The following is a 20,882-nucleotide window of genomic DNA, read 5'->3' as shown; positions in this document are numbered from 1 at the left end:
CCGAATCCAGGAGGATCCACCGTGACGTCGACCAGGGAGCGGCAGCGTGCCGCGGCTCGGGCCCGCCTCGAAAAGGAGATGGCCCAGCGCGCCGAGGCGGCCCGCAAGCGCCGCCAGTTGCAGGCCAGCATCGGTGCCGGCGTCGCCCTGCTGCTCGTGGCCGCGGGCACGGTGTGGCTGGTCGCCAGCCTCGGGGACGACGAGACCGAAACCACGCCCCAGGCCGACGGCGGCGACGCCGGCGTGACCTGCGTGTGGAACGAGATCCCCGTCGAGCAGCGCCGTGAGACGACCGTGGACGTCGGCGTTCCGCCGACCACCACGCCGCCGGACAGCGGCAGCCAGGTGATGACCCTGGACACCAGCTTCGGTGAGATCCAGGTGGAGATGGACCTGGCCGAGGTGCCGTGCACGGCGGCCAGCTTCAGTCACCTGGCCGGCCAGGGATTCTGGGACAACACCAAATGCCACCGGATGTTCCCCGGCATGCTGCAGTGCGGTGACCCGAGCGCCAGCGGCGAAGGCTACCGGGACACCGACGGCACCGGCGGGCCGAGCTACCAGTTCGCCAACGAGAACCTGCCGGTCGACGACCGGCCCGCCTACCCCGCCGGGGTCGTGGCGATGGCCAACAGCGGCCCGGACACCAATGGCAGCCAGTTCTTCTTCATCTACCAGGACGTCGAGCTCAGCCCGGACTACACCGTGCTCGGCCGGGTCGTCGAGGGCCTCGACGTCATCCAGGAGGCCACCGAGGCCGGTCACGACGGTGCGTTCGAGCCGTCCCCCGGCGGCGGCCACCCCAACAACGACATTCTGATCAACTCGTTGACGGTGAGCGAGCCGCAGTAGTCCACCGGGCTCGGCGGCCGGCAACGCCGCCGAGCCCGCTGAGCCGGTACCAGTGCGCCAGGGCATTACCCGATGCCCTGGCGCCTTCTTGTCAGGTGCCGGAGGTGACCCGGTAGGCGTCGAAGACGCCGTCGACCTTGCGGACCGCGTTGAGCAGATGGCCAAGGTGCTTCGGGTCGGCCATCTCGAACGAGAAGCGGCTGACCGCCACCCGGTCCCGGGTGGTGGTCACGGTCGCCGAGAGAATGTTCACCCGCTCCTCGGAGAGCACCCTGGTCACGTCAGCCAGCAGCTTGTGCCGGTCGAGCGCCTCAACCTGGATGGCGACGAGGAACGTCGACGCCGAGGTCAACTTCCAGGTGACCTCGACCAGCCGTTCCTGTTGCGCCTTGAGCTCGGCCGCATTGAAGCAGTCGTCGCGGTGCACGCTGACGCCGCCGGACCGGGTGACGAAGCCGAACACCGTGTCCGGCGGGACCGGGGTACAGCAGCGGGCCAGTTTGATCCAGACGTCGGTGACCCCGCGTACCACCACGCCGGGGTCGGCGCCGTTGTGCCGTGCCCGGGGCGGGCGGGTTGCGACGGCCGACTCGGCCAGGTCCTCGGCGGCCCCTTCCTCGCCGCCGAGGCTGACCATCAGCCGCTGCACCACCGACTGCGCGGACACCTGGCTGTCGCCGACCGCCGCGTACAGCGCGGCGACGTCGGCCAGGTGCAGGTCGCGGGCGATCGCCATCAGCGAGTCCGTGGTGAGCATCCGCTGCAACGGCATGCCCTGCTTGCGCATCGCCTTGGCGATCGCGTCCTTGCCCGTCTCGATTGCCTCCTCGCGGCGTTCCTTGTTGAAGTACTGCCGGATCTTGGTGCGGGCCCGAGGGCTCTTGACGAAGCCCAGCCAGTCCTGGGTCGGGCCGGCGGTCGCCGACTTGGAGGTGAAGATCTCGATGACGTCGCCGTTGGACAGCGTCGATTCCAATGGCACCAGCTTGCCGTTGACCCGCGCCCCGATGCACTTGTGCCCCACCTCGGTGTGCACGGCGTAGGCGAAGTCGACCGGGGTGGAACTGGTGGGCAGCGGGATCACGTCGCCCTTGGGGGTGAAGACGTAAACCTCCTGGCTGGACAGGTCGAAGCGCAGCGCGTCGAGGAACTCGCTCGGATCGCTCGCCTCCCGCTGCCAGTCGAGCAGTTGCCGCAGCCAGGTCATCTCGTCGATGTGCGCCGGCGGGCCGACGACGGTGGCGCCCTTCTGCTCCTTGTACTTCCAGTGCGCGGCGATGCCGAACTCGGCGGTACGGTGCATCGCGTAGGTGCGGATCTGCATCTCCACCGGCTTGCCGGTGGGCCCGATCACCGTGGTGTGCAGCGACTGGTACATGTTGAACTTCGGCATCGCGATGTAGTCCTTGAACCGGCCGGGGACCGGCTGCCAGTTCGCGTGGATCACGCCGAGCGCCGCGTAGCAGTCGCGGACCGTGTCGACCAGGATGCGTACGCCGACCAGGTCGTAGATGTCGTTGAAGTCCCGCCCCCGGACAATCATCTTCTGGTAGATCGAGTAGAGGTGCTTCGGCCGGCCGGTGACCTCCGCCCTGACCTTCGCGGCGCGCAGGTCGACCTGCACCTTCTGGGTCACCTTGCGCAGCTGGGTGTCGCGCTGCGGCTGGTGTTCCCCGATCAGCCGGTTGATCTCCTCGTACCGTTTCGGGAACAGCGTGCCGAATGCCAGATCCTCCAGCTCCCACTTGACGGTGTTCATACCGAGCCGGTGGGCCAGCGGCGCCAGGATCTCCAGGGTCTCCTTGGCCTTCTGCTCCTGCTTCGCCTTGGGCAGGAAGGTCAGCGTCCGCATGTTGTGCAGCCGGTCGGCGAGCTTGATCACCAGGACCCGGGGGTCCTTCGCCATCGCCACCACCATCTTGCGGATGGTCTCGGCCTTGGCCGCGTCGCCCAGCTTGACCCGGTCGAGCTTGGTGACCCCGTCGACCAGCAGCGCCACCTCACCACCGAAGTCGGCGCGCATCTCGTCGAGGGTGTAATCAGTGTCCTCGATCGTGTCGTGCAGCAGCGCGGCGACCAGCGTCGTGGTGTCCATGCCGAGATTGGCGAGGATGGTGGCAACCGCCAACGGATGCGTGATGTACGGATCGCCGGACTTGCGGTACTGCCCGGAGTGCCACTTGGAGGCCATCTCGAAGGCCCGCTGCAGCACCCGTGGGTCGGCCTTCGGGTGGCTCTGCTGGTGGGTGGCGATCAGCGGTTCCAGCACCTCGGGGATGTGCGGCGCCTGCCAGGGCGCGTTGAACCGGGCCAGCCGGGCCCGTACCCGACGCCCGGTCGGCGCACCGTTGAACGCGAAACCAGTGCCGGCCGCGCCCGCGCCGGCGTGGTCGCCCGCACCGTTCGCCGCCGCAGCTGTCGCACCGTTCGCCGCCGGGGGTGCCGCGCTGCGGTCACCGGCGACGTCGGGGCCGCCCGGATTGACGGCAGAACCGGGTGCCTCGCCGTTGGTCACGCCCCCAGTGGGGTTGACCTCGCCAGTCGGATGCACAGTGCCCTCCATGGAAGGAGCGACGACGTCGGGGGACACCGGCCTCCCTCACCTCTGCCGGAACTCAGCCGACCGTATCGGGCTGAGCTGCTACCGCGCTAGCCAGGAGACAGCGCCCCTGACTGACAGGGACCGCAATATTACCCGTCCGGCCGGTGCTGCGCCCGGCGGCCGAGCTGCCCGTCGGCCGGCTCACACCCGCCACATGGCGTGCACCGACCGGGGCGCGAGCCGGTCCCGCCCGGCGAGGAATCCCAGCTCCAGCAGGACGGTGAAGCCGATCACCGTTCCCCCGGCCCGGTCGACCAGGTCCAGCGTGGCGGCGGCGGTTCCGCCGGTGGCCAGCACGTCGTCGACCACCAGGACCCGCTGACCGACCGTGAAGGCGTCCTGATGCACCTCCAGGACCGCCTCGCCGTACTCCAACGCGTACGAGGCGGAGAACGATGCCCGGGGCAGCTTGCCGGCCTTGCGGACCGGGACCACCCCGGTGCCGGTGGCGTACGCGATCGCCGCCGCCAGCACGAACCCACGCGCCTCGATGCCGGCGACCACGTCGAAGGAGTCCGCTCCGTGGTGGGCGATGATCCGGTCGGTGATCTCCCGGAACGCCGGCCCGTCGGCGAACAGCGGCATCAGGTCCTTGAATACGATGCCGGGTTTGGGGAAGTCCGGTACGTCGATCACCCGACTGGCCACCAACGCGGCCGTCTCGGCACCGCTGTCCCCGACGATCACTGCCTCGGTCTCCGTCACCTTCCGCCCTTTCCGTGCCGGGTGAGACCGGTGGTGTTCCGGCGGCGTGTCGCCGCCGGAACACCACCGAGGGAAATCGTCAGCGACGCTTCGCGCCGCTGGGGCGCTTGCGGCCCCCACCGCCGGGTCGGCCGCCACGACCGCCGCCGGACTGACGCTTGCCGGCCGGTCGGGCACCGGCCTTCGGCGCGGTGCCGGCCAGAGCGGCGTCCGCGGCGGGCTCGGTCTCGGCGGGCTCGTCGGCCGACGTTGTGGTCGAGGCACCGGCGCTGGTACGCGACCGCTTCGGTGCCTTGTCCCGCTCCGCCAGGGAGGACCGCTTGGCCTGCACCCGCTGGGTGTGCAGCTTGTACTTCGGCTCCTGCTCCTTGAGCACCGTCACCAGTGGCGAGGAGAAGAAGATCGACGCGAAGAAGGCCGCGCCCATACCGACGAACAGCACCAGACCGAGGTCCTTGAGGGTTCCGGCGCCGAGCAGCCCGGCACCGATGAACAGCAGCCCACCGACCGGCAGCAACGCGACGATCGACGTGTTGATCGACCGCATCAGGGTCTGGTTGACCGCGAGGTTGGCGGCCTCGCCGTAGGTCTGGCTGCTGCCGCCGGTGACGCCCCGGGTGTTCTCCTGGATCTTGTCGAAGACCACCACGACGTCGTAGAGGGCGAAGCCGAGAATGGTCAGGAAGCCGATGATCGTCGACGGGGTGACCTCGAAGCCGGAGGCCGAGTAGATGCCGGCGGTCAGCAGCAGGTCGAGCACCAGGCCGGCGACCGCCGCGATCGCCATCCGGTACTCGAACCGCAGCACCAGGTAGATGGTGACCAGCACCATGAAGACCAGCAGGCCGAGCAGCGCCCGCTGGGTGACCTGGCTACCCCAGGCACCGCTGACCCGGCTGTCGCTGATCGCCGCTTGCTCGATGTCGAGCCGCTCGGCGAGACCCTGCTTGAAGGCTTCGGTCTGCTCGGAGGTGAGCTCGGCGGTGCGGAACAGGTAGGTGGTGCCGCCGACCTCCTGGCCGGAGACCACCTCGAGCGGCTCCTCGGTGTCCAACTCGGCGAGCTCGGCGTCGAGGGCGTCCTCGGCCTGCAGCAGGGTGCCGACGCTCGCCGGCACCTGGAATTCGTTGCCGCCCCGGAAGTCGATGCCGAGGTTGAAGCCCCGGATCGAGAAGCTTGCGATCGACAGGACGACGACCACCGCGGCGATCACGAACCAGGTGTTACGCCGCTTGACGATCGGGAGGTTGGCCTCACCCCGGTAGAGGCGTCCAGCGAAACCGCTCATGTCAGGCCTCCTTGACGCGCGGGTTGCGAATCGGGGTCTCGTCCTCGGTCTTCACCGCGCGGCCGAGGCCGCTGACCCGGGGAGACAGGAACGCCTTGGTCCGGGCCAGCATCGACATGATCGGGTGCCGGAACAGGAACACCACGACCAGGTCGAGCACGGTCGCCAGGCCGAGAGCGAAGGCGAAGCCCTTCACGGTGCCCACCGACACGATGTAGAGCACGACCGCCGCCATCAGGGTGATGGCGTTCGCCGAGATGATCGTCCGCCGGGCGCGCAGCCAGGCCCGGGGTACGGCGCTGCGTGGACTTCGACCCTCACGTATCTCGTCCTTGAGGCGTTCGAAGTAGAGCACGAACGAGTCGGCCGCCACACCCAGCGAGACGATCAGACCGGCGATTCCGGCGAGGGTCAGGGTGAAGCCGATCTGCCGGCCGAGCACCACCATCGCGCCGAAGACCAGCAGCGCCGACAGGATCAGGCTGAGGAAGATCACGATGCCGAGCAACCGGTAGTAGAAGAACGAGTAGACCGCGACCAGCAGCATGCCGATGCCGGCGGCGAGCAGGCCAGCGCGCAGGTGCTCGGTTCCGAGCGTGGCGGAGATGCTCTGCGCCTCCTGCTGCTCGAAGGTCAGCGGCAGCGCACCGTAGCGCAGGTTGCTGGCCAGTTCGTTGGCGGTGGCGCTGGTGAAGTCGCCGGTGATCTGCGAGTCGCCGGTGAGCACGCCCTGGATCTCCGGTGAGGAGATCACCTCGTTGTCGAGGACCACCGCGACCCGGCACTTACCGTCCTGGCCGAGCGCGCTCGCCTCGCACTCCTGGTCGGTGTTGTTGAACGCCTCGCGGGTCAGCTCGGTCCAGGCGCGCTGGCCGGAGCCGGTGAAGTTGAGGCTGACCACCCACTGGCTGGTGGTCTGGTCCAGCACGCCGCTGGCGTCGCTGACGTCGGTGCCGACCACCTTCGCCTCGTCCAGCAGGTACTTGACCAGGCCCTCGCAGGCGACGACCTGCTGGGACTCGTCGCGGATCGAACCAGCCTGGCGCAGCAGGAGCTTGTCACAGGTCACGTACGGCACGTTGTACTGCACGCCGGCCGGCAGCACCCGGATCTCCGCCGGGGTCAGTTCGCCGAACGGGGCCAGGGTGTCGGCCAGCGTCGGGTCTGCGCTGAAGTCGGCCGGGGCCTGCAGGCCGGTCGCCGCCGCCCAGGCCGCCTCGCCGACCTTTGCCTGGACCTGTGCGAGGTCGACCGGCCCGTCGGTGTCGGCGGCGGGCGTCGGGGACGCGCTCGGGCTTGCCTGCGGGCTGGGGCTGACACTGGCATCGGGGCTGGCCGAGTCGGTCGGGTCCGGCTGGGCCATGCCGCCCTCGCCACCAGCGGCCGGGCTCTGCTCGGCCTCCGCCTGCGGCGACGGCTCCGCGCCAGGAGACGCCTCGGCGTCGGGCGAGGCACCGGGTGACGGCGACGCGTCGGCACCCTCCTCGCCGGCACCTTCACTCGGCGTGGGGGACGCCTGTGGCTGGATCGGCTCACCGCCGTCGGTGGCCTTGAGTACCTTGCGGAACCGCAGCTCGGCCGCGTTACCGATCTCGGTCAGGTCGCGGTTCTGGCCGGGCAGCGAGACGACGATGTTCCGGTCGCCCTCGGTGACCACCTCCGCCTCGGAGACGCCGAGGCTGTTCACCCGGTTCTCGATGATGTCGCGGGCCCGGTCGAGCGATGCGGCCGGTGGCGCGCTGCCGTCCTCGGTGGTGGCCTCCAGGGTGACCCGGGTACCACCGATCAGGTCCAGGCCGAGTTTGGGCTCCAGCCGGTCCTGCCAGCTGCCGCTGGCTCCGGCGAAGAACACCATGAGGTAGAGGACGGCGAAGATAAGCCCGAGTGCGGCGAGTTGCCGCCCGGGGCGCATCTGTCCCTGAGGTGGTGCCACGGCGGTCCTGTCTCCCTGCGCGGTTCGGCCGCTGGTGCCCCGGGCGGCAGCGGTTGGTGCCACTGGTGCGAGCGGCGGTGGGATGGTCGTCGTACCAGCCGCGACCGTCAGGTCGAGCGGTCGTGACCGGCAACACAACGATCAGTATCATCGATGTAACTCGGGTCTGGCGACCCGGGGTGGCTCAGTCCTTGGTCGGCACCTCGTCCGCCGGGGCGGACTCGGTCGTCGCGCTGACGTCGGTCTTAGGCACCACCCGGGCGATCGCCGGTCGGGCGTAGCGCTCGTGCACTCCGGGCGAGACCTCGAGCATCACCGTCTCGTCGTCCATGCTGGACACGGTGCCGTACAGGCCGCCGATGGTGACGACCTCGTCGCCGGTGCTGATCGACGACTGCATCTGCTCGGCTTCGCGGCGCCGCTTCTGCTGCGGCCGGATCATCATGAAGTACATGACGACAAAGAGCAGGCCGATCATCAGGATGGGCATAAAGCTGGCGCCGCCCGCGCCCTCTTGCGCCAAGAACACAACAACAACCTTTCGTCAGCCACTCGCGACGCCGTTACGCTCTGCGGAGGCGGGATCTCACGTGCCGTACAGACCGCGGCGAGTCTAGTCGCTGTGACTGTGAACTCTGTGATCGGCACGGATCACGTTCAGATCACGAGATAGTTTAAGCCTCATCTGAGAATAAATCAGGCATATTGGACACCATGCCGCCGGCCGTACCGGCCCGGGACTGAACACCCGGCACGGCCGGACCGCCGAGCGTTCCCGGCGGCGGCACCCGGCCGAAATGCCGCCAGGTCGCCTCGGTCGCCACCCGCCCCCGGGGGGTACGGGCCAGCAGCCCCGCCCGCACCAGGAACGGCTCGCAGACCTCCTCGACCGTGTCCGGCTGCTCCCCCACCGCCACCGCCAGGGTGGACAACCCGACCGGGCCGCCACCGAACGAGCCGATCAACGCGGTCAGCACCGACCGGTCCAGCCGGTCCAGACCCAGCTCGTCGACGTCGTACACGGCCAACGCCGCCCGGGCGGTATCCCGGTCGACCACCCCGGCCGCCCGCACCTCGGCGTAGTCGCGGACCCGGCGCAGCAGCCGGTTGGCGATCCGCGGAGTCCCCCGGGACCGGCCGGCGATCTCCGCCGCCCCGTCCGGCGTGATCGGCACCGCGAGAATCCCCGCTGACCGGGTCAGCAGCACCTCCAGCTCGGTCGACTCGTAGAAGTCCAGATGCGCGACGAACCCGAACCGGTCCCGCATCGGCCCGGTCAGCAGACCGGCCCGGGTGGTCGCACCGACCAGGGTGAACGGCTCCACGTCCAGCGGAATCGCCGTCGCGCCCGGCCCCTTGCCGACCACCACGTCGACCCGGAAGTCCTCCATCGCGCTGTAGAGCAGTTCCTCGGCCGGCCGAGCGATCCGGTGGATCTCGTCGATGAACAGCACGTCGCCCTCGGCCAGGCTGGTCAGGATCGCCGCCAGGTCACCGGAGCGCTCGATCGCCGGCCCGCTGGTCACCCGGATACCCGAACCCAGCTCGGCGGCGACGATGTTGGCCAGCGTCGTCTTGCCCAGCCCCGGCGGGCCGCTGAGCAGAATGTGGTCCGGCGGCGCGCCCCGGCCCATCGCGCCCCGCAGCAGCAGGTCCAGCTGGTCGCGGACCCGGTGCTGGGCGATGAACTCGGCCAGCCGGCGCGGCCGGACGCTGACCTCCGCGTCGCGTTCGGCGTCGCTGGCGTACGCCGACACCAGGCCCTCGACGTCGCCACTCACCGGCTCTTACCCAACAGCCTGATCGCCTGCTTGAGCAGCACCGGGACCGGCGGCGGCGGGCCGTCCAGGCTCTCCGCCACGGCGGCCACCGCCTGGTCGGCCTGCCCGGCGGTCCAGCCCAGCCCGACCAGCGCCTGCCGGACCTGCTCCGGCCACGCCCCGGCGGTCACCCCGGCCGCGCCGTCGGCACCCACCGCCACCGGCCCGATCCGGTCCCGCAACTCCAGCACCAGCCGCTCGGCGCCCTTCTTGCCGATCCCCGGCACCCGGGTGAGCGCCGCCGTGTCGGCGTTCGCGATCGCCTTACGTACCGCGTCCGGGGTGAGCACCGACAGCACCGCCTGCGCCAGCCGGGGCCCGACCCCGCTGGCCGTCTGCAGCAGCTCGAACAGCTGCTTCTCGTCGTCGTCGGCGAAGCCGTACAGGGTGAGCGAGTCCTCGCGCACCACCAGGCTGGTGGCCAGCCGGGCCGAACCGCCGGGCCGCAGGTTGGCCAGGGTGCCCGGGGCGCAGTGCACCGCCAGGCCGACCCCGCCGACCTCGATCACCGCGCTGTCCGGCGCGACCGCCAGCACCACCCCGCGCAGACTCGCGATCATCAGGCACCTCCGCTCCGCGCCGCCCGCTGCGCGGCGGCCAGCCGGTCATGCGTACCACCTCGCCAGATGTGGCAGATCGCCAGGGCGAGCGCGTCGGCGGCGTCCGCCGGGCGCGGCGGGCGGTCCAGCCGCAGCAGCCGGGTGACCATCGCGGTCACCTGGGCCTTGTCGGCCTGGCCGGAACCGGTCACCGCCGCCTTCACCTCACTCGGGGTATAGGTCCGCACCGGCAGCCCGGCCCGCGCGCCGGCCAGCACGGCCACCGCGCTGGCCTGCGCGGTGCCCATCACGGTACGCACGTTGTGCTGGCTGAACACCCGCTCGACCGCCACGCTGCGCGGCTGGTGCTCGGCGACCAGGGCGGTCAGCCGCTCATCGAGGTGCAGCAGTCGGTCCGGCAGGTCGTCGGCCGGGTCGGTCTGCACCACGTGGTACGCGACCAGCCGGCACGGCCGACCCGGCACGCCCTCCACCACGCCGACCCCGCACCTGGTCAGGCCAGGGTCGACCCCGAGCACCCGCACCGCCGATCCTCCCCCAGCCGACACCGCCGCCACACGTACGTGTGTTCGACACCCTAGCCAACCAGCGGCGGGCCGGGACAGCCGACACGCGTACCGGAGCCACCCGGCCGGTACGTCAGTTCAGCTGTACGTCGATGACCGCGTTCTGGCTCAGGTCGACCGCGTACTCCAGACGCAGACCGGTGGTGCCGGCGGGGACCTCGAACGGGACGTACCCCTCGACCGAATCACCGGGGGCGAGGGTGACCGCGTCCGGAGCTTCCCCGACCTCGGCGTCGTAGAAGGACGGCGCGTAGGTCTCGTCCGACTCGTCGAGGAGGAAGAACTGCACGACGTTCGACTCCCAGGGTTCGGCGTCGACGTTCTCGATCTTCACCTGGAGGTACAGCACCTCGTTGCCCTCGCCGACCTCCCACAGTGGGGAGCCGGCGGCGGAGGTGCCGAACGATTCGATGGTGAGCCTGCGGCCGTTGAGTTCCTCGGTGAACGGGAGTGGATCCGCCGCGGTGCTGGTGTCACCGCCGGCATCGGCGCCGTCGGCCGGTTCGTCGGCCTGCGACGGCGCCGCTGTTTCCTCGACGCTCGACGACGGCGTCCCCTCCGTCGATGAACAGCCTGTGGCGATGAGCCCGAGTACGCCGAGCACGGCGATCTGGGCAACTGCGGTACCGAGTTTCCTGTTGGCCATCGTGTCCTCGTTTCCGGCTCTGTTGCGACTGGATCTGCGCACCCGAACCACGACAGTGGAGAGCCGCCGGCTCAGGTGATCTTTGACGTCCCCGTGACGCTAGGAGACGTTGTCAAACCGCGCGGCACCGAGCGGCAGACAGCCGTGGCCACGATCGCGTAGCCCAGCAGCGAGGGCGTGCAGCGCAAGACTCCGGTCTCGACCAGTTGGTCTCACCGGTCGAGTCCATCGAGGCGGTCGAGGTGGAAGCCACCGGAGGCGGCGATCTCCTGCAGGTCAGCCAGTGCTCGTCGCCGCCGTTCGCGGCTTACTCTCACCACCTGCCGGAGAGCGTCGGTCACCGTCTCCCGCTCCGTGGTCGTGCCCAACGCGGCAGCGGCTTCCGTCAACAGGTCCTCATCAAGATGCAGGTGCGTCGCGGCCATGGACATCTCCTAGGGGATGGTTCTCCGCTCGGCCGGCAGGTGCACGTTGTGCCCGTGCCGGCTCTCGGGACCCAACAGTGCTCCGACGGCTTGATGCCACAGGTGCATCAAGATGCACCTGTGGCATCAGGCTCAACAAGTGCTAGGCCCCGGGGGCGTTCAGCTGGGACCCGGAAGCCTTGGGTCCCGAGGAGGGGCAGAGGAAATGATGGGACTGCCCGCCGCGAGTCGCTCACGGCAGTAGGCGCACACCGGGGCGGGCGTCCTGGTGACCGCCCCGGGCTGGCGCAACGCGTCGCGGTACGCCCGCACGCTGGTGATGCTGCCGTGCCGCCGTGGGTCGTCGCTGACCTCCCGACCGTAGAGCGTCACCCACGAGAACCACTCCGGGGACGGCCATACCTCCTCAACCCGGAGCCGGACCGGGCGATCGGCGTCCACGTGGTCACACTGCCGCAGCGCCACCAGATCACCGGGGCACACCAGAGCTTCGTCGTCAGGCATCGTCCGACGCCCCGTACGACTCGGCGGACTCGTCCTGGTCGTCGTGCGGGTAGCCGGCGGTCATCAACCCGGAGAGATGCAGTACGGCTCGGATCCGCCGGGCACTACTGGGGTCCCACCGATCCAGGATGGCGACCGCCCGCAGGAACGGCCGGCAGGGTCCGGGTACGCCGCCGCACCGGTGGCACTCACCGGTGGTCCGGTTCGGGATGTGGGTGCGGGCGGTCGAGTTCGCGTCGTGGACCGCCCGGGACAGCTCCGGGGACCGGGCGGCCACCGAGGACTCTGCAGACCTGGGCGGACCGTCGGGGTGAGAGATGCGCCCGGTGCTGGCGATGTGGTGGAGGACCCTGCCGGGGTGGACCTGCTGGAACATCAGTGGGAAGCGATCCGGGAGTATGCTCTGCCGCAGGACCAGAGCCTCGACCTGATCATGAAAGCAGTGGATACATGGACGTGACCACGCCGAGCTGGCGCAAGTCGACCCGCAGCAACGGCAGCAGCAACTGTGTCGAGGTCGCCGACAATCTTCCCGGCCGCGTCCACGTCCGGGACACCAAGGACCGCGATGGCGGCACCCTGACCTTCCACCCGGCCGTCTGGTCCCGATTCGTCGAGGTGGCGAAGACGCACAGCTGAATCCGCGTACGGACAGACGACAAGCCCCGGCCCCATCTCAACGGGATCCGGGGCTTTCCGCTGCTGACCAGCGGACAGTAGGCAGCATCAACAGCCCTGGCCGGTCAGCCGACGGCGGCCATGATCTCGTCGGAGACGTCGAAGTTCGCGTAGACGTTCTGCACGTCGTCGCAGTCCTCCAGGACGTCGATCAGCTTGAAGATCCGCCGGGCACCGTCCTCGTCCAGCGGCACGTTCATGCTCGGCACCAGGGACGACTCGGCGGACTCGTAGTCGATGCCGGCGTCGACCAACGCGGTGCGCACCGCGACCAGGTCACCTGGCTCGCTGACCACCTCGAAGGCCTCGCCAAGGTCGTTGACCTCCTCGGCACCGGCGTCGAGCACCGCGAGCATGACGTCGTCCTCGGAGTGCTCGCCCTTGGGCACGATCACCACGCCCTTGCGGGAGAACAGGTACGACACCGAGCCGGCGTCGGCCAGCGAACCGCCGTTACGGGTCAGCGCGGTACGCACCTCGGTCGCCGCCCGGTTGCGGTTGTCGGTCAGGCACTCGACGAGCAGGGCGACACCGTTCGGCCCGTACCCCTCGTACATGATCGTCTGCCAGTCGGCGCCGCCGGCCTCCAGGCCGGAGCCGCGCTTGACCGCGCGGTCGATGTTGTCGTTGGGTACGGAGCTCTTCTTCGCCTTCTGGATGGCGTCGTACAGGGTGGGGTTGCCGGCCGGGTCACCCCCGCCGGTCCGGGCGGCGACCTCGACGTTCTTGATCAGTTTGGCGAACATCTTGCCGCGTTTGGCGTCGATGACCGCCTTCTTGTGCTTGGTCGTCGCCCACTTGGAGTGGCCGGACATGTGCACCTCCGTCGCTTCCCACCTGCGGGGTCAGCCTGCCGCGACGGCCATCTCCACGAACAGTCGGTGCACCCGACCGTCGCCGGTCAGCTCTGGGTGGAAGGCCGTGGCGAGCAGATTGCCCTGCCGAACCGCGACAATCCTACCTGTGGCCGCTCCGGCGGCTACCCGGCCCAGCACCTCGACGTCCTCGCCGACCCGTTCGACCCACGGCGCGCGGATGAAAACCGCGTGGAACGGCGGGCCGTCGACACCGTCGATGACCACCGGCGCCTCGAAGGAATCCACCTGCCGGCCGAACGCGTTGCGCCGCACCGCCATCGAGATGCCGGCGAAGGACAGCTGGTCGGGCCGGCCGTCGAGGATCTCGTCGGCCAGCATGATCATGCCGGCGCAGGACCCGTACACCGGCATGCCGGCGGCGATCCGCTTGCGGATCGGCTCCAGCAGGTCGAACTCGACCGCCAGTTTGCTGATCGTGGTCGACTCGCCGCCGGGCACCACCAAGGCGTCGACCTGCTCCAGCTCCTCGGGGCGACGGACCGGGCGGGCGGTGGCACCGCATTCGGTCAGCGCCCGCAGGTGCTCGCGGACGTCGCCCTGCAGCGCCAGTACGCCGACCCGCACCCGCGCGTCGGGAGCCGACTGGGCCGCGCCGGTCACCAGCCGCGCTCAGCGAGACGGTGCGGCACCGGGATGTCGTCGACGTTGATGCCGACCATCGCCTCGCCGAGCCCACGGGAGACCTTCGCGAGCACGTCCGGGTCGTCATGGAAGGTGGTGGCCTTGACGATCGCCGCCGCCCGCTGGGCAGGGTTGCCGGACTTGAAGATGCCGGAGCCGACGAAGACCCCCTCGGCGCCGAGCTGCATCATCATCGCCGCGTCCGCCGGGGTGGCGATACCGCCGGCGGTGAACAGCACCACCGGCAGCTTCCCAATCTCGGCGACCTCCCGGACCAGGTCGTACGGGGCCTGCAGCTCCTTCGCCGCGACGTAGAGCTCGTCGGGTGACAGGGAGGTCAGCCGGCGGATCTCGGCGCCGATGCGCCGCATGTGGGTGGTGGCGTTGGAGACGTCGCCGGTGCCGGCCTCGCCCTTGGAACGGATCATCGCGGCGCCCTCGGTGATCCGGCGCAGCGCCTCACCGAGGTTGGTCGCCCCACAGACGAACGGCACGGTGAACGCCCACTTGTCGATGTGGTTGGCGAAGTCGGCCGGGGTGAGGACCTCGGACTCGTCGACATAGTCCACGCCGAGCGCCTGCAGCACCTGGGCCTCGACGAAGTGTCCGATCCGGGCCTTGGCCATCACCGGGATGGAGACCGCTTCGATGATGCCGTCGATCATGTCTGGGTCGCTCATCCGGGACACACCGCCCTGGGCACGGATGTCGGCGGGCACCCGTTCCAGGGCCATCACCGCGACTGCCCCGGCGTCCTCGGCGATCTTCGCCTGCTCGGGCGTGACCACGTCCATGATCACGCCGCCCTTGAGCATCTCGGCCATGCCGCGCTTGACCCGGGCGGTACCGGTGACGGAGGCGGGCGCGACGGCACCCGGGGCGGCGGCCTGAGCAGCGGGGGTCTCGGACACGGCGGATCGGCTCCTCGGCGAAGTGCGCGACAGGGGGTACGACTGGGATGCTACGCCCGCCGGCGGGGTCCACCGACAGCCAATCGACAACCCGGTGGCCTGCACTGTGGCCCAGATCACTGACAAGGAGCCCAGGTCACGGGCGGGTCGGCGCGATCATCGGCGGGTCGGGTCCACCACCCGGGTAAGGGTCGGATCGTCGATGTCGAAGTAGCGGGGTTCGTCGTGCCGGCGGCCGAAGCGCAGCAGCCGCACCAGCGGCCGCCGGCGGGCCAGCAACGCGTCGCGGACCAGGTCGGTGTGCAGTTGACGGGCCAGCACCAGCCGGCGGCTGGCCACCACCACCGCCTCGGTCGCCGGATCCGGGCTGGTCAGCGCCGTCGCCCGCAACTGCCGGGTGAGGTCGTTCTCGGCGGCCTCACGCTCCTCCGGCGACGCGGCGTCCAACGCGATCCGGGCCGCCGCGTACAGCTCCACCGCGTACTGCTCCTCGGCGAGCACCGCGGCGGCCGCCGCCCGGCGCAGCAGGTGCGCGTCGAGCGCCCGGGCGGCCGCCGCCACCCGGACGTGCAGCCGGTCCACCCGGGCCGCGGTCCAGGTGAGGTACGCCGACAGCAGGACGACCGCGACGCTCACACCGACCACCCACCGCATTCCCGGCATCGTAGTGCCGCCGGCGTAGGCCCCGTGGACCCGATCATGGTGGCTCCGCCCACTCCTGATAGAGCACCCGCCCATCGGTGGCTTCGATCGCGGCGGCGTACACCTCCAGCACCTGGCGGGCCACCGCGGGCCAGTCGAAGGTCGCCACCACCTGCCGGGCGTGGCCGGCGAGCGCTTCCCGGCGCGGCGCGTCGTCCAGCAGCCGGGCGACGGCCCGGCGCAGCGCCACCGGGTCACCGGTGGGGAACAGTTCCCCGGCCCGGCCGTCGTCGAGCACCCGGCGGAACGCGTCCAGGTCACTGGCGACCACCGCCGCGCCGGCGGCCATCGCCTCGGTGAGGATCATGCCGAACGACTCACCGCCGATGTTCGGCGCGACGTAGAGGTGCACGCTGCGCAGCATCCGGGCCTTGTCCGGCTCCGACACCAGCCCGAGGAAGGTCACCCGGTCGCGCAGCCCGGCCGGGACGGCGGCGTACAGGTCGTCGGGCCGGCCCGGACCGGCCACCAGCAGCCGCAGGCCCGGGCGGTCCGGGGCCAGCGCGACGAACGCCTCACGGAGCAGACCGAAGCCCTTGCGCGGCTCGGTGAACCGGCCGAGGAAGCCGAGCGTGCCGCCGGTGCCCGGACCGCAGTCACCCGGCCAGCCGGGCAGCGGCTCGGCGTTGGCGTACTTCGCCACCGCCACCCCGTTGGGGATCTCCACCGCGCCGCCGTCGAGGTGTTCGACCTGCACCCTGCGGGCCAGCGCCGACACCGCGATCCGGGCGGTGATCTTCTCCAGCACCAGCTGCAGCATGCCCTGCGCGGCGGCCAGCGCCCGGGACCTGGTCATCGCGGTGTGGAAGGTGGCCACCACCGGACCCCGGGCGCAGAGCACCGCGAGCAGGCTGACGCTGAGCGCGAACGGCTCGTGCACGTGCAGTACGTCGAACTGGCCACGGTTGAGCCAGCGCCGGACCCGGGCGGTGACCACCGGGCCGAAACTCACCCGGGCCACCGAGCCGTTGTACGGCACCGGCACCGAGCGGCCGGCGGCCACCACGTACGGCGGCAGCGCGGCGTCCTCGTCCGCCGGTGCCAGCACGCTCACCTCGTGGCCGAGATCGATCAGCGCCTCAGCGAGGTCGACGACGTGGTTCTGCACCCCTCCGGGGACGTCGAAGGAGTACGGGCACACGATGCCGATCCGCACGGTGGCCCCCGCTCATCCCGGCCCGGTGGCCGAGCTGCCCGACCGGTCCCGGTCGGGGTCGGGGTCGGGCCGCTCGTCCAGCCACAGCCGCTGCATCATGTGCCAGTCCTGCGGGTGGCGGGCGATACCGACCGCCAGCCGGTCGGCGATCTGCTGGGTCAGCAGGCGGACCCGCACGTCCAGCGGGCCGACCGACGGGTCGGGAAGCGGCACCGGCCCGTCCAACGCGCCGTGTGCGCGGTCCGGTTCGAACCACATGGTGGTGACGTAGAGCGGGGCACCGGTACGCAGCGCGAGCAGCGCCGGACCGGCCGGCATCCGGGTCCGGCCGCCGAAAAAACTGACCTCGACGCCCCGGGCGGACAGGTCACGGTCGGCCAGCAGCGGCACGACGTGGCCGGCGGCGAGCCGGTCAATCAGGACGTCGAACGGTGGCCGGGGACCGCCAGAGGCCGGGACGATCTCCATGCCGAGACGTTGCCGGACGGCGACGAACCGGTTGTATACGCCTTCCGGTCGCAGTCGTTCGGCGACCGTGGTCAGCGGCCAGTCGTTGGCCGCCACCCAGGCACCCGCCGCGTCCCAGTTGCCGGCGTGCGGCAACGCCACCACCGAGCCGCGCCCGGCGGCCACGTTGGCGGCGAGCATCTGCGCACCGGCCAGGTGGAAACCGGCGAGCCGCTGCTGTCGACTGAGTGACGGCAGCCGGAACATCTCCATCCAGTACCGGGCGTACGAACGCACCGCGTCCCGGGTGAGCCGGTCGAACTCGGCCGCCGGCAGATCCGGGCCGACCACCCGGCGCAGGTTGGCGGCGAGCCGGCGGACCGACGCCGCGCCGCGCCGGTGCGCCCGGTCGGCGCCGACGCGGAACAGGGCGGCGGCGGCCGGCCGGGGCAGCGTCCGGATCAGCCGCCAGGCCGCCGCGTAGCCCAGCTCGACCGGGGTCACGCGTCCACGCCCTGCGCCGTCTGCCGGGGACCCGCCGCAGCGGTGGTCTGCTGGTGCACGTGGGCGATCCGCTGCCAGACCGTCACCAGCGACAGCGCGGCGAGCAGCCAGAGCGCGGCCGGCAGCCCCCAGCTGACACCGAGGCCGCTGAGCAGGCCGCCGACGCCGACCAGGATCAGCCGCTCGGCCCGTTCGGCGACGCCGACGTTGCAGGTCATCCCGAGCCCTTCGGCGCGCGCCTTCACGTAGGACACGATGCCACCGGCGACCAGGCAGATCAGCGCCGCGACCGCACCCGCCCGGTTGCCGCTGACCGCGAGCCAGTACGCCACCGAGCCGAAGATCGCCCCATCGGCGATCCGGTCCATGCTCGAGTCGAGGAATGCGCCGAAGGTGCTCGACCCGCCGCGCAGCCGGGCCATCGTGCCGTCCAGCACGTCGGTCAGGGCGGACAGCGTGACGATCACCAGACCGGTGATCAGGTGGCCACGGGCGCCGAAGCCGATCGCCCCGACGAGCACACCGACGGTGCCGGCGACCGTGACCGCGTTCGGCGAGATCCCTGCGCCGAGCAGTCCGCGGGCTACCGGCTCGATCACCCGGGTGATGCCCGCGCGGACGGACACTCTGAAGATCTTCGCCATGGCGGTCCCACGATAACGGTCGACGGAAAGGGTCGGCACGGTGGCCACGAACGTGAACCGGTGGCGGTCACCTCGCGCGCCGGACTTGTGTACGGCGCGTCGCGGGTGTGGGATCGACACGTGAACGTGAGCGAGCTCACCCGGGCCCGGTTCACGTTACCGAGCAGGTCCCGCCCGCCTGAAGATGTCGCCGCGGATTCACCCCGCGGTCATCCTCTGCGGTCCCCGGCCGGCCGTTCCGGTCCGGACCGGAGCCCGGCCTGGTCCGCAGCGCGGTCGCCCCACCCAGTCAGGCAGCCAGGAGGTGCGCAGTCATGGCGCAGAAGAACCACGACAGGGGGCCCGCCGGGTCCGTTGCGGTGGTCACCGATCCCGAACGGATCCGCAATGTGGTGCTGGTCGGGCACTCCGGTGCCGGCAAGACCACATTGATCGAGGCGTTGCTGGCCGCCACCGGGACGATCAGCCGGGCGGGGCAGGTCCCGGACGGCACGACGGTCTGCGACCACGATCCGGCCGCGGTACGCCAGCTACGCTCCGTCGCGTTGACCTGCGCGCCACTGTTCCACCGCGACATCAAGGTCAACCTGTTGGACACCCCGGGGTACGCGGACTTCGTCGGCGAACTGCGGGCCGGGCTACGCGCCGCCGACGCCGCGCTGTTCGTGGTCTGCGCGGCGGACGGGATGGACGCGGCCACCGCCGCGCTGTGGGAGGAGTGCGCGGCGGTCGGCATGCCCCGGGCGGTGGCGCTCACCCGTCTCGACCATCCGCGCGCCGACGTCGACGAAACCGTCGCGCTGTGTCAACGGGTCTTCGGCGACAACGTGCTGCCGCTGCACCTGCCGATGCTCGCCGACGACGGGGTGGGCATCGCCGGGCTGCTGGATCTGCTCGCCCGGCAGGTGCTGGACTACTCGACCGGCCATCCCCCGCAGGTGCGGGAGCCGGACCCGGAGCACCTGCCGGCGATCGCCGAGGCACGCGACGAACTGATCGAGGGGATCATCGCCGAAAGCGAGGACGAGACCCTGTTCGACCGGTACCTCGCCGGCGAGCAGCTCGACCCGAAGATGCTGGTCGACGATCTGGAGACGGCGGTGGCCCGGGGCCACTTCCATCCGGTGCTGCCGGTCTGCGCCCACACCGGGGTCGGGCTCGACGCCCTGCTGTGGCTGTTGACCGCTGCCTTCCCGGCACCGCCCGAGCACACTCTGCCGGCGGTGACCGGGCTGGACGGCACGCCCCGGCCGCCGCTGGGCTGCGACCCGGCCGGCCCGCTGGTCGCCGAGGTGGTCCGGACCACCGCCGACCGGCACGTCGGCCGGGTGTCGCTGGTCCGGGTCTTCTCCGGCACGCTGCGCACCGACCGTACGGTGCACGTGGCCGGGCACAGCCTCAGCCAGCGGGGCCACCCGGACCACGACGCCGACGAACGGGTGGCGCACATCTACAGCCCGCTGGGTGCGCAGCTGCGGGAGGTCGAGGTCTGCGTCGCCGGGGACATCTGCGCGTTGACCAAGTCGGGCAGCGCGGAGACCGGTGACACCATCTCGGCGGCCACGGATCCGCTGCTGGTCGAGCCGTGGGAGATGCCCGAACCCCTGCTGCCGGTGGCGGTCGTCGCCCGTACCCGGTCGGATGAGGACGCGATGGCCCGCAACCTGGGCCGGCTGGTCGCCGGTGATCCGACGCTGCGGCTGGAACGCAATGCCGAGACCCGCCAACTGGTGCTCTGGTGCATGGGCGAGGCGCACGCCGACGTGTTGTTGGACCGGCTGCGCTCCGGCGGCGTCGAGGTGGACGTCGAGCCGGTCCGGGTGCCGCTGCGGGAGACGTTCACCGCGCCGGCCCGGGGGCACGGACGACACGTGAAGCAGTCCGGCGGGCACGGACAATACGCGGTGTGCGAGATCGAGGTGGAGCCGCTTCCGGAGGGCAGCGGCTTCGAGTTCGTCGACCGGGTGGTCGGCGGGGCGGTGCCGCACAACTACATCCCATCGGTGGAGAAAGGCGTGCGGGCCCAGATGGACCGGGGCGTGGTCAGCGGACATCCGGTGGTCGACCTGCGGGTGACCCTGGTGGACGGCAAGGCACATCCGGTCGACTCGTCGGACGCGGCGTTCCAGACCGCCGGGGCGCTGGCCCTGCGGGACGCAGCCACCACCGGCCGACCGACGCTGCTGGAACCGGTCGATGCGATCATGGTGCGGGTGCCGACCGGTGCGGTCGGGTCGGTGCTCGGCGACCTGGCCGGCCGACGCGCCCGGGTGCTCGGCACCACCGGCGATGACGAATCCGGCGACCGGACGGTCATCCGCGCCGAGGTGCCGGCGACCGAACTGCTGCGGTACGCGGTGCAGCTGCGCTCGATCACCGGAGGTGCCGGCACGTTCCGGCGGGCGTTCGCCCGCTACGAACGCGTATCGTCCAGTTGACC

21 protein-coding genes are annotated in these 20,882 nt (G+C 70.9%); 3 read left to right on the top strand and 18 right to left on the bottom strand.

The features are described from left to right. Window positions 1-21: 21 nt before the first annotated feature. Entirely contained in the window at window positions 22-852 is an 831-nt protein-coding gene (locus O7553_RS09735; protein WP_281554488.1) for a peptidylprolyl isomerase, read from the top strand. 91 nt (window positions 853-943) lie between these two features. Here O7553_RS09735 and O7553_RS09730 read toward each other — a convergent pair whose 3' ends face one another. The 11 genes from O7553_RS09730 to O7553_RS09680 form a co-directional block, all read right to left on the bottom strand. Then, window positions 944-3,415 (bottom strand): bifunctional (p)ppGpp synthetase/guanosine-3',5'-bis(diphosphate) 3'-pyrophosphohydrolase, encoded by a 2,472-nt coding sequence (locus O7553_RS09730; RefSeq protein ID WP_281555548.1) that lies wholly within the window; start codon window positions 3,413-3,415, stop codon window positions 944-946. 180 nt (window positions 3,416-3,595) lie between these two features. Continuing rightward, window positions 3,596-4,159 carry an adenine phosphoribosyltransferase gene (locus O7553_RS09725; RefSeq protein WP_281554487.1) on the bottom strand — a complete coding sequence of 188 codons (564 nt, stop codon included), beginning with the start codon at window positions 4,157-4,159 and terminating at the stop codon, window positions 3,596-3,598. Window positions 4,160-4,238: 79 nt separating this feature from the next. Then, window positions 4,239-5,447: a protein translocase subunit SecF gene (gene secF / locus O7553_RS09720; RefSeq protein WP_281554486.1), complete on the bottom strand. Its 1,209-nt coding sequence runs from the start codon at window positions 5,445-5,447 to the stop codon at window positions 4,239-4,241. Between the two features lies 1 nt (window position 5,448). Then, window positions 5,449-7,380 carry a protein translocase subunit SecD gene (gene secD / locus O7553_RS09715; RefSeq protein WP_281554485.1) on the bottom strand — a complete coding sequence of 644 codons (1,932 nt, stop codon included), beginning with the start codon at window positions 7,378-7,380 and terminating at the stop codon, window positions 5,449-5,451. 184 nt (window positions 7,381-7,564) lie between these two features. Continuing rightward, window positions 7,565-7,870 (bottom strand): preprotein translocase subunit YajC, encoded by a 306-nt coding sequence (gene yajC, locus O7553_RS09710; RefSeq protein ID WP_281555547.1) that lies wholly within the window; start codon window positions 7,868-7,870, stop codon window positions 7,565-7,567. Between the two features lie 184 nt (window positions 7,871-8,054). Next, window positions 8,055-9,161, bottom strand: coding sequence for a Holliday junction branch migration DNA helicase RuvB (ruvB, locus tag O7553_RS09705; protein WP_281554484.1), 1,107 nt, complete (start codon window positions 9,159-9,161; stop codon window positions 8,055-8,057). Continuing rightward, window positions 9,158-9,760, bottom strand: a complete 603-nt coding sequence (gene ruvA / locus O7553_RS09700; protein WP_281554483.1) for a Holliday junction branch migration protein RuvA — start codon at window positions 9,758-9,760, stop codon at window positions 9,158-9,160. Before ruvA ends, ruvB begins: the two co-directional genes overlap by 4 nt. Beyond that, the gene (ruvC, locus tag O7553_RS09695) at window positions 9,760-10,284 is read right to left on the bottom strand and encodes a crossover junction endodeoxyribonuclease RuvC (RefSeq protein WP_281554482.1); all 525 of its coding nucleotides are present in this window, start codon (window positions 10,282-10,284) and stop codon (window positions 9,760-9,762) included. Before ruvC ends, ruvA begins: the two co-directional genes overlap by 1 nt. A gap of 115 nt (window positions 10,285-10,399) precedes the next feature. Beyond that, the gene (locus O7553_RS09690) at window positions 10,400-10,972 is read right to left on the bottom strand and encodes a DUF4352 domain-containing protein (RefSeq protein WP_281554481.1); all 573 of its coding nucleotides are present in this window, start codon (window positions 10,970-10,972) and stop codon (window positions 10,400-10,402) included. A gap of 212 nt (window positions 10,973-11,184) precedes the next feature. Further along, window positions 11,185-11,397 (bottom strand): type II toxin-antitoxin system VapB family antitoxin, encoded by a 213-nt coding sequence (locus tag O7553_RS09685; RefSeq protein WP_281554480.1) that lies wholly within the window; start codon window positions 11,395-11,397, stop codon window positions 11,185-11,187. Between the two features lie 496 nt (window positions 11,398-11,893). Beyond that, window positions 11,894-12,178: a hypothetical protein gene (locus O7553_RS09680; protein ID WP_281554479.1), complete on the bottom strand. Its 285-nt coding sequence runs from the start codon at window positions 12,176-12,178 to the stop codon at window positions 11,894-11,896. A gap of 173 nt (window positions 12,179-12,351) precedes the next feature. Between O7553_RS09680 and O7553_RS09675 the strand changes: the two genes are divergently transcribed. After that, entirely contained in the window at window positions 12,352-12,540 is a 189-nt protein-coding gene (locus tag O7553_RS09675; RefSeq protein ID WP_281554478.1) for a DUF397 domain-containing protein, read from the top strand. 104 nt (window positions 12,541-12,644) lie between these two features. On the opposite strand, the gene O7553_RS09670 is transcribed toward O7553_RS09675, so the two are convergent. From O7553_RS09670 to pgsA, 7 genes are all read right to left on the bottom strand, one after another. Then, on the bottom strand, window positions 12,645-13,394 hold the full coding sequence (locus O7553_RS09670; protein WP_123601103.1) for a YebC/PmpR family DNA-binding transcriptional regulator: 750 nt from the start codon (window positions 13,392-13,394) through the stop codon (window positions 12,645-12,647). A 30-nt stretch (window positions 13,395-13,424) separates the two neighbouring features. After that, window positions 13,425-14,021, bottom strand: a complete 597-nt coding sequence (gene pdxT / locus O7553_RS09665) for a pyridoxal 5'-phosphate synthase glutaminase subunit PdxT (RefSeq protein WP_281555546.1) — start codon at window positions 14,019-14,021, stop codon at window positions 13,425-13,427. Window positions 14,022-14,053: 32 nt separating this feature from the next. Next, the gene (gene pdxS / locus O7553_RS09660) at window positions 14,054-14,989 is read right to left on the bottom strand and encodes a pyridoxal 5'-phosphate synthase lyase subunit PdxS (protein ID WP_281554477.1); all 936 of its coding nucleotides are present in this window, start codon (window positions 14,987-14,989) and stop codon (window positions 14,054-14,056) included. Between the two features lie 156 nt (window positions 14,990-15,145). Further along, the gene (locus O7553_RS09655; RefSeq protein WP_278168593.1) at window positions 15,146-15,652 is read right to left on the bottom strand and encodes a hypothetical protein; all 507 of its coding nucleotides are present in this window, start codon (window positions 15,650-15,652) and stop codon (window positions 15,146-15,148) included. Window positions 15,653-15,686: 34 nt separating this feature from the next. Further along, on the bottom strand, window positions 15,687-16,847 hold the full coding sequence (locus O7553_RS09650) for a glycosyltransferase family 4 protein (RefSeq protein ID WP_281554476.1): 1,161 nt from the start codon (window positions 16,845-16,847) through the stop codon (window positions 15,687-15,689). A gap of 12 nt (window positions 16,848-16,859) precedes the next feature. Further along, window positions 16,860-17,798, bottom strand: a complete 939-nt coding sequence (locus O7553_RS09645; RefSeq protein WP_281554475.1) for a phosphatidylinositol mannoside acyltransferase — start codon at window positions 17,796-17,798, stop codon at window positions 16,860-16,862. After that, window positions 17,795-18,442, bottom strand: a complete 648-nt coding sequence (pgsA, locus tag O7553_RS09640) for a phosphatidylinositol phosphate synthase (RefSeq protein ID WP_281554474.1) — start codon at window positions 18,440-18,442, stop codon at window positions 17,795-17,797. Before pgsA ends, O7553_RS09645 begins: the two co-directional genes overlap by 4 nt. Before the next feature lie 314 nt (window positions 18,443-18,756). Between pgsA and O7553_RS09635 the strand changes: the two genes are divergently transcribed. After that, entirely contained in the window at window positions 18,757-20,880 is a 2,124-nt protein-coding gene (locus O7553_RS09635) for an elongation factor G-like protein EF-G2 (protein WP_281554473.1), read from the top strand. Window positions 20,881-20,882 lie beyond the last annotated feature (2 nt).

The organism is Solwaraspora sp. WMMA2059 (genome assembly GCF_027497315.1).
Classification (GTDB): domain Bacteria; phylum Actinomycetota; class Actinomycetes; order Mycobacteriales; family Micromonosporaceae; genus Micromonospora_E.
The sequence above is the reverse complement of the archived record's forward strand: the minus strand, read 5'-3'. Positions and strand labels throughout refer to the sequence as shown.